Consider the following 8176-nt stretch of genomic DNA (forward strand, 5'->3'; position numbering starts at 1 on the left):
CGCACAACCCCGTCACGACGCCAGTCATGTCGCACAACCCCGTCACGACGCCAGTCATGTCGCACAACCCCGTCACGGCACCAGTCATGTCGCACAACCCCGTCACGGCACCAGTCATGTCGCACAACCCCGTCACGGCACCAGTCATGTCGCGCACAACCCCGTCACGGCGCCGGTCACGTCGCGCGCTCGTGGAGACCTGTGCGTGGATCTCGCCCGCCCCGCGACATGACCGGTGACATGAGGACCGCACCGCTGTCCCCGCGACGCGGACAGCGACATGACCCGCGATCTGGCTGGGCTCATTGCCCGCCGGACCACCTCAACTGAGCGGCCCGGCACTCGAGGCCAGCCTGCTTGTCGCACTTGGCGATTCGTCACGAGAGCGGCAGCGTCAGGGTGAAGGTGGCCCCGCTCCCCCGGCCGGGCGAGGTCGCGACGAGGGTGCCGCCGTGGGCTTCGGCGATGCGGCGCGAGATCGTCAGGCCGATGCCCGAGCCGCCTTGGCCCGAGCCGGGACCGCCTGACCGGCGCCGGTCGGGGACCCGGTAGAACCGCTCGAAGACGCGCTCCAGGTCGGGCGTCGCGATGCCCTCGCCGGTGTCGGTGACCGAGGCGACGGCATGGCCACCGCTGGCCACGACGTCGACGGTGACCCGGCCCTTCGGCGGCGTGGCACGAAGGGCGTTGCCGACCAGGTTGGTCACCACCTGGGCCACCCGGTCCGGGTCGACGGTCACCGGGACCGGACCGGCGCTGCGCGTCAGGGTGAGGGTGACCTCGGCGTCCTCGGCCTGGGGCACGAGCCGTTCGACCGCCGCTGCGACCACCTCGCGCAGGTCGGTGCGCTGCGGAGCCAGCTCGAGCCGGCCCTCCTCGGCACGGGACAGCGCCGACAGGTCCTCGGCGAGACGGCGCAGCCGGCGGGTCTCGCCGGACATCTGGGCCAGCGTCTCGGGCGTGGCAGGCAGCACCCCGTCGATCATCCCCTCGACGTAGCCGTCCAGGACGGTCAGCGGAGTGCGCATCTCGTGGGCCACCTCGCCGAGCAGTCGGGTGCGGCGGGTCTCGGTCTCCTGCAGGGCGCCGGCCAACGTGCGCACGTCGTCGGCGAGTGCGTCGAGCTCACGGGTGCCCGGCTGTGGGATCGTGACGGCATAGTGCCCGCCGGCGATCTGCCGGGTGGCCACGCCGAGGGCGCCGAGGGGTCGCGTGAGCCGGTATGCCGCGAATGCACCGAACAGACCAGCGGCGACGAGCCCTGCCAGCACGCCCACCACCAGGGCGGAGTCCACGGCCGAGACGAACTGGTCGCGCAGCTGCTGGCCGAGACCCGGTCCACCACCCGGCATACCCCCGCGTTGCCCGTCGTGCAGTGCCCCCATCATGTGCGTCTCGCGGTCGAAGATGTTGGGGGCCAAGCCACGCACGAGCAGGAAGGTCACCACCCCGCCGACGACGGCGACCAGGACGTGGCTGGCGACGAGGCGCAGGTCGAGCCGGCGGAAGAAGCGTGTCATCGCTGGGCCTCCGACTCGGCGAGGAACTTGTAGCCGACCCCGCGGACGGTACCGATGAGCCGCGGGTCGGTCGCGTCGTCGCCGAGGGCCTTGCGCATGTTTCGGATGTGGACGTCGACGACGCGTTCGTCGCCGTAGAAGTCGTAGCCCCAGACCCGGTCGAGCAGCTGGGCGCGCGAGAACACCCGCCCGGGCGACGAGGCCAGTGCCGTCAACAGGTCGAACTGGAGCGTGGAGAGGGAGACCTCGCGGCCGTCGACCACGACCTCGCGCCGGGCCGGGTCGATCGTGAGCCCGGCGAATCGCAGGACCGGATCGGCCTCCGGCGCGGCCGTGCCCACCATCGGCCTGGCTCGCCGCAGGACCGACCTGACGCGGGCGACGACCTCGCGGGGGCTGAATGGCTTGGTCACGTAGTCGTCCGCGCCCACGGACAGACCGACGATCCGGTCCACCTCCTCGGCGCGGGCGGTGACGAGGATGACGTAGACATCGGACTGGCGTCGCAGGGTGGTGAGCACGTCGAGGCCGTCGAGGTCGGGCAGGCCGATGTCGAGCAGGATCAGGTCGGGCGGGTCGGCGCGGTCCAGGGCCAGCTGCAGCGCCTCGGCTCCGGTCCGGGCCTCGGTGACGGCGAAACCCTCGGTCTCGAGGTAGGCCCGCAACAGGGTGCGGATCTGTGGTTCGTCGTCGACGACGAGGACCCGGCGGGTCATCAGCACCCCCTCAAGCAGTCTGATGCGGACGGCCCGAGCCTATGGCCGCCGCACGCACCATCGGGGTGGGATCGCCCGGGCGACCCCACCCACGCTGCGCCTGGCCGGCGTGCTCATGCGCCGGGACCGTTGCGCTGCCCGACCGAGGCACCCATGCCGTGGTGCCCGTTGCCGTGGTGCTGGCCCGCGCCCTGCCCCGTGTGCTCGCCCATGTGCTGGCCCGCGCCCTGCCCCATGTGCTGGCCCGCGCCCTGCCCCGTGTGCTGGCCCGCGCCCTGCCCCATGTGCTCGGCCCGGTGCTGACCCATCCCCTGCCCCGTTCCGCTACCCGGAGTGCCCTGGCCACCCGCGCCCGGTCCGGTTGGCTGCCCGGCAAGAGCTGCCTGGTAGGCCGACAGGTGGTGTCGGGAAGCCTCGAGCAGGTGGCTGTAGAGCTGCTTGACGTCGTTCTGCTTCGTCGCGTCGACCTGCTTCTGGAGGTTGGCGATGTCCCACTTCTCGAGCTCCACGCCGACCTGGTGGGCCGCGTTGGCGCTGGCCTTGCCCTTGGCGAGCCAGTCGTCGTAGCGCTGCTGCAGGTCGGGGTAGGCGTAGCTGCCGGCCCGGCGACCCGCCGAGGGGTCACTGACGCCGTGCCGGCTCAGCACGGTGCCCACTGCGGCGAAGTGACGGTCCTCGCCGTGGGTGATCCGGCTCATCGGACGGGCATCCCCGTGCGCCTGGGCCAGCGCGGCGTAGAGGTCCCGGGCCATCCTCTCCCCCTCCCGGGCGTGCTGCAGCTGCTCGGCCACGTCGTGCGGCAGCGCCGTGGACGTCGCGGTCACACCGGGTGCGGGCGTGCCGCCTCCCCGGCTCAGCGCCGAGGCGGTCAACGCCGCGCCGCCCCCGAGCAGGGCCGTCGTGGCGAGAATGGCGACGGTGCGTGTCGTGGTGCTCATCGTGATCCCTCTCCTCATGGTTGCTCCTGTGTCCGAGTCAACCCGGGCGGCATGAAGCACCTCGGTGGCCGCGTGTGAAGCCTTGATGAAGGCCCACCCGACCGGGAGGTCGCGAGCGGCCGCCGGAGTCAGCGGCGCCGGGGTCAGCGGCGCCAGAACAGGTGGTGGACCACCCCGCTCGGGCTCGGCACGACGTCGCAGTGGTAGCGGTCCGACAGCTCGTCCGGCGAGGCCCAGAGCCGCGAGCCCCGGCCGAGCTCGACGGGGGCGACCGCGACGTGCAGCGTGTCGACCAGGCCGGAGTCGAGGAACTGCCGGATCGTGGCAGCCCCGCCACCGAGCCGCACATCCTTGCCCTCGGCCGCCGCCAGGGCCTGCGCCAGGACCTGCGCGGCCGTGCCGCTGACGAAGTGGAAGGTCGTGTCGGCGAGCGTGAGCGGCGCCCGCTCGTAATGGGTCATCACGAAGACCGGAGTATGGAACGGCGGCACGGCACCCCACCAACCGTCCCAGTCGTGGTCGGCCCAGGGCCCGCGGTACGGCCCGAACTTGTTGCGCCCCATGATCTCCGCGCCGATGTTGCGGTGGAAGTCCCGGGTCAGGTAGTCGTCCAGCCCGCGACTGCCCCCGGGGGCGGTGCGGTTGGGCCAGCTCGCCGTCCCGCCCGCCCACGCGAAGAAGTCAGCCGGCTCGGCATGGCCGAACGGCCGCTCGAAGCTCTGACCTTCGCCGGCCCCGTAGCCGTCGCGGGACACGGTGAAGTTGTGCACTCGGACCAGCTGCGCCATCGCCGCCCCCTCGATCGTCGGGTGCCTGCAGTATGCCGCTCAGCCGGCACTCACGGTCAGGTGTCCTCGGGAGCCGGCCGAGCGGCACACTGCAGGGTGGCTGGGAGGCGTCGGAGCGTCGGCAGCCGACCGTAGGTGCTCGACCCCACGGCCGAGCAGCCGAGTGAGCGCGGCCTCGCCGAGACATTGACCGAGGGGAGGGCCGATTCCTAGCCTGACGGGTATGCCGCGTCAGACCCTCCCGATGCTCGACCTGCACGACCTCGAGGCCGGGCCCGAGGCGGCGGAACGCTTCCGCAAGGACCTGCGTGAGGCCACGCACGAGGTCGGCTTCTTCCACCTGCGCCACCACATCGACCCCGCGGTCACCACCGAGCTCTTCGACGTGGCTCGCCGCTTCTTCGCCTTGCCCGAGGCGGACAAAAAGGCCATCGAGATGACCAGGAGTCCGCAGTTCCGGGGGTGGACGCGGCTGGACGGCGAGCTGACCCAGGGCCGGGTCGACCACCGGGAGCAGATCGACATCGGCTCCGAGATGGCGGCCACGGGGGTCGTCGACCCGCCGTACCTGCGTCTGGACGGGCCCAACCAGTGGCCGGAGGCGCTGCCCGAGCTGAGAGCAGTCGTCACGGCATGGATGGAGCGTCTCGAGACGCTGGGGCACCGGCTCCTCTCGGAGTGGGCGCTCTCCCTCGGGGCGCCCGCGGACCACTTCGCGTCGACGTTCGACCCGGCGTCGTTGCTGCTGAAGATCGTGCGCTACCCCGGCAGCGCCGACGCCTCCCAGGGTGTGGGCGCCCACAACGACCCGGGCATCCTGACCCTGCTGCTCATCGAGCCGGGCAAGGCCGGTCTGCAGGTCCGCACCGGGGACGGCTGGTTGGACGTCCCACCGGTCGACGACGCCTTCGTGGTCAACATCGGCGAGCTGATGGAGGTGGCGACCAACGGCTACCTCACGGCCACCTCGCACCGGGTGACGGCGCCGCCGGAGGGCACGGAGCGGCTCTCGATCCCCTTCTTCTTCAACCCGGCCCTGCACGCCGAGGTGCCCTCGATAGACCTGCCACCGGAGCTGGCCGGGCAGGCGCGGGGGATCACCAAGGACGCGGCCAACGTCATCGGCAGCCGGTACGGCGAGAACCTGCTGAAGGCCCGGCTTCGGGCGCACCCGGACGTGGCGGCCCGGCATCACGCCGACCTCCTCGGCCGGTCCGACTGAAGCCGGGCGTTATCGGCGCGCCCGTGCGGGTGCATCGGCCAGGTCGGGTCGCAGGTCGGGTCGCCGGCTGGGTCGTGTCACCGGTCATGTCGCGGGCTGGGTCGTGTCACCGGTCATGTCGCGGGCTGGGTCGTGTCACCGGTCATGTCACCGGTCATGTCGCGGGACGCGTCGCCGGTCATGTCGCACGGCGGGTCATGTCGCCGGTCATGTCGCACGGCGGTGAAGACCCGTGCGTGGATTTCCGCGAGTCGGCGACATGACCTGCGACGTGCGGGCCGGACCTCCATCACCCGCGACATGACCCGCGATGTGACTCCTCGTGCCATCCTGCCGGAGCGGCCCAGGCTGCGGAGCCGTGCCATCGCCTCAGTACAGCTACCTGCACCCGCACTCGGCCCGGCCTCGTTGGGCTCCCGCTGGTCGGTCCGCCGATCACCGAGCCGGCCCATCGCCGGCCGCACCCCCACCCCGTGCAGATGGAGCCCAGCGGGCAAGCCTGACAGGATCAGCACATGACCGGCATCCAGACCCAGACCGCGCTCGAGACCCTCTGCAACTTCGTCGACGGGAGGAGCGTGACATCCGAGGGCGACCTGCTCGACCTGGTCGACCCGGCCACCGGCCAGGTGTACGGCCGGGCACCGATCTCGACCGGGGCGGAGGTCGACGCCGCGGTCGACGCCGCGCAGCGCGCCTTCCCCGCGTGGCGCGACACGACTCCCGCGCAGCGGCAGCTGGCCCTGTTCCGGCTGGCCGACGCGCTGGCCGAGCACGCCGAGGATCTGGCCGACCTGGAGTCGCGCGACACCGGCAAGCCCCGGCCGGGCCTGGTCGGCGACGAGATCGAGCAGTCCGTCGACCAGCTGCGGTTCTTCGCCGGCACGGCCCGGGAGCTCAACGGGCGGGCCGCCGCCGAGTACGTCCCGGGGTTCACCTCCTACGTGCGGCGCGAGCCGGTCGGGGTGGTGGCCCAGATCACGCCATGGAACTACCCGCTCAACATGGCGATCTGGAAGATCGGGCCGGCCCTGGCGGCGGGCAACACGGTCGTGCTCAAGCCCAGCGAGACCACGCCCTCCTCCACGGTCCGGTTGGCGCAGCTGGCTGCCGGCATCCTCCCCGCCGGTGTGTTCAACGTGGTGCTCGGCGACCGCACCACCGGGGCACTGCTGGTGGACCATCCCGTTCCCGCGCTCGTGGCGATCACCGGGTCGGTGCGGGCCGGGATGCAGGTCGCCTCGGCCGCGGCCACCCAGCTCAAGCGGGTGCACCTCGAGCTGGGCGGCAAGGCGCCGGCGGTGGTGTTCGCCGACGCCGACCTGAAACGGGCCGCCATCGGGATCGCCGAGGCGGCCTACGTCAACGGCGGACAGGACTGCACGGCTGCCACCCGGGTGATCGTGCACGAGTCGGTGCACGACGACCTGGTGCGCGAGATCGTGGCCCATGTGCGCGCCCACATCCGCACTGGGGCCCCGCACGAGGAAGGCGTCTTCTTCGGGCCGCTGAACAACCAGTCGCAGCTGGACCAGGTGAGCGGGTTCATCGCACGCCTACCGGCACACACTCGGGTCGAGACCGGGGGGCGGCGGCAGGGGCAGAGCGGGTACTTCTTCGAGCCGACGCTGGTCTCGGGTGTCCGCCAGGACGACGAGATCGTGCAGTCCGAGGTGTTCGGGCCGGTGCTGACCATCCAGCCGTTCGCCAACGAGCAGGAGGCCGTGGCCCTGGCCAACGGTGTGCCCTACGCCTTGGCCGCGTCCACCTGGACCACCGACCACGCCACCGCGATGCGGATGAGCCGGGCGCTGGACTTCGGCTGCGTCTGGATCAACGCGCACATCCCGTTCGTCTCCGACATGCCGCACGGCGGGTTCAAGCAATCCGGCTACGGCAAGGACCTCTCGGTCTACGGGTTCGAGGACTACACCCGCCTCAAGCACGTCATGACCAGCCTGGTCTGAGGCGGCGCCTCCGCTCCCGGCTCGGCCCGGGCCGGTGCCGGTCACACCAGCGCGGCAAGGACGTCGTCTCGCTCCAAGTCGGGGTAGTCGTCACACGTGCCCGCCCGCACCCGATCGGGTCCCGCCGGCCCCGGCCCCCGGCCCCCGGCCCCAGTCCGGCTCGATGTATTTGCGCGGTCCCCGGGCCGCGCAAATACATCGAACCGGGGTCGGGGTCGGGGCGGGTCTGTATGCCGTCCACGCCGGGCTGACGCGCGAGTTCCCCCACCCGGCGGGTTGACTTCGTCGGTGCCGGCTTCACAGCCCCCAGAACGGGCCGGACAGGCCGACGCTGCGCAGGTATTCGCCGGCGGCGCTCGGCTCGCGCCGCACGTAACCCCGCTCGAGCCGCCCGGCGTACCAACCCGAGGCGAGCCGCCACAGGGTCGGCAGGTCCATCACGTAGCCGCGCGGCTGCCCGTTCCGGCCGAGCCAGGCGGTCACGCACGCCTCCGAGCAGAAGAGGCGCTGGTTGCCGCAGGTGTGCACCACGTCGTCCCACATCCGGGCGGCAGGCACGAGGAAGTGGGCCACCTGCTGACCCTCCGGTGGCTGCTGGTTGTCGACGCGCCAGGCGTGGGCCCGGTCGCACGCCGGACAGGTGGTCGCCACGAGTACCGGTCCCTGGTCCGGCAGCAGGTGCGGCACGGCGAACGAGTCCCACGCGCAGCCACCCCACCAGAGCGTGTCGCGGCCCATGACAGAGAAGCCGAGCGGCACCGCGGTGAAGGGGTGCGCCATGGTGATCTCACCGTCCGCACCGAGCGCCAGGTGCCGCCCGGCCGCCAGGACGGCCAACCCCGCTCGCACCTGCTCCGGCGTGGCCGACAGCTGCGCGGCCAGACCGGCGACCAGGGGTGTCCCACCCCGGCGGAACGTCTCGTAGACGGCCAGACGCAGGTCCTCGGTGTCCATGCAACGGAACGCTAGTGGGCATCTTCGTTAGTTCGTTGGGGGGTTCAGGTCCAGGCGGTGGGGTCGCTTAG

The 8176-nt window shown here is 71.9% G+C and carries 7 protein-coding genes; 2 read left to right on the top strand and 5 right to left on the bottom strand.

From position 1 onward, the window contains the following. Positions 1-377 precede the first annotated feature (377 nt). From WMI84_RS15395 to WMI84_RS15410, 4 genes are all read right to left on the bottom strand, one after another. Positions 378-1520, bottom strand: a complete 1143-nt coding sequence (locus WMI84_RS15395; protein WP_347354656.1) for a HAMP domain-containing sensor histidine kinase — start codon at positions 1518-1520, stop codon at positions 378-380. Then, on the bottom strand, positions 1517-2236 hold the full coding sequence (locus WMI84_RS15400) for a response regulator transcription factor (protein ID WP_347354657.1): 720 nt from the start codon (positions 2234-2236) through the stop codon (positions 1517-1519). The genes WMI84_RS15395 and WMI84_RS15400 overlap by 4 nt, the downstream gene beginning before the upstream one ends. Before the next feature lie 113 nt (positions 2237-2349). Beyond that, complete coding sequence (locus WMI84_RS15405) at positions 2350-3174, bottom strand: DUF2202 domain-containing protein (protein WP_347354658.1); 825 nt, start codon at positions 3172-3174, stop codon at positions 2350-2352. A gap of 143 nt (positions 3175-3317) precedes the next feature. Next, the gene (locus WMI84_RS15410; protein ID WP_347354659.1) at positions 3318-3962 is read right to left on the bottom strand and encodes a dihydrofolate reductase family protein; all 645 of its coding nucleotides are present in this window, start codon (positions 3960-3962) and stop codon (positions 3318-3320) included. Positions 3963-4185: 223 nt separating this feature from the next. Here WMI84_RS15410 and WMI84_RS15415 point away from each other — a divergent pair, with 223 nt between their 5' ends. Together WMI84_RS15415 and WMI84_RS15420 are read left to right on the top strand one after the other, a co-directional pair. After that, on the top strand, positions 4186-5184 hold the full coding sequence (locus WMI84_RS15415) for a 2-oxoglutarate and iron-dependent oxygenase domain-containing protein (RefSeq protein ID WP_347354660.1): 999 nt from the start codon (positions 4186-4188) through the stop codon (positions 5182-5184). Between the two features lie 515 nt (positions 5185-5699). Beyond that, complete coding sequence (locus WMI84_RS15420) at positions 5700-7151, top strand: gamma-aminobutyraldehyde dehydrogenase (protein WP_347354661.1); 1452 nt, start codon at positions 5700-5702, stop codon at positions 7149-7151. A gap of 297 nt (positions 7152-7448) precedes the next feature. Here the strand turns inward: WMI84_RS15420 and merB are convergent, their stop codons facing one another. Beyond that, complete coding sequence (gene merB / locus WMI84_RS15425) at positions 7449-8105, bottom strand: organomercurial lyase (RefSeq protein ID WP_347354662.1); 657 nt, start codon at positions 8103-8105, stop codon at positions 7449-7451. Positions 8106-8176 lie beyond the last annotated feature (71 nt).

The sequence above is a fragment of the Intrasporangium sp. genome, assembly GCF_039812505.1.
Taxonomy (GTDB): Bacteria; Actinomycetota; Actinomycetes; order Actinomycetales; family Dermatophilaceae; genus Intrasporangium_A.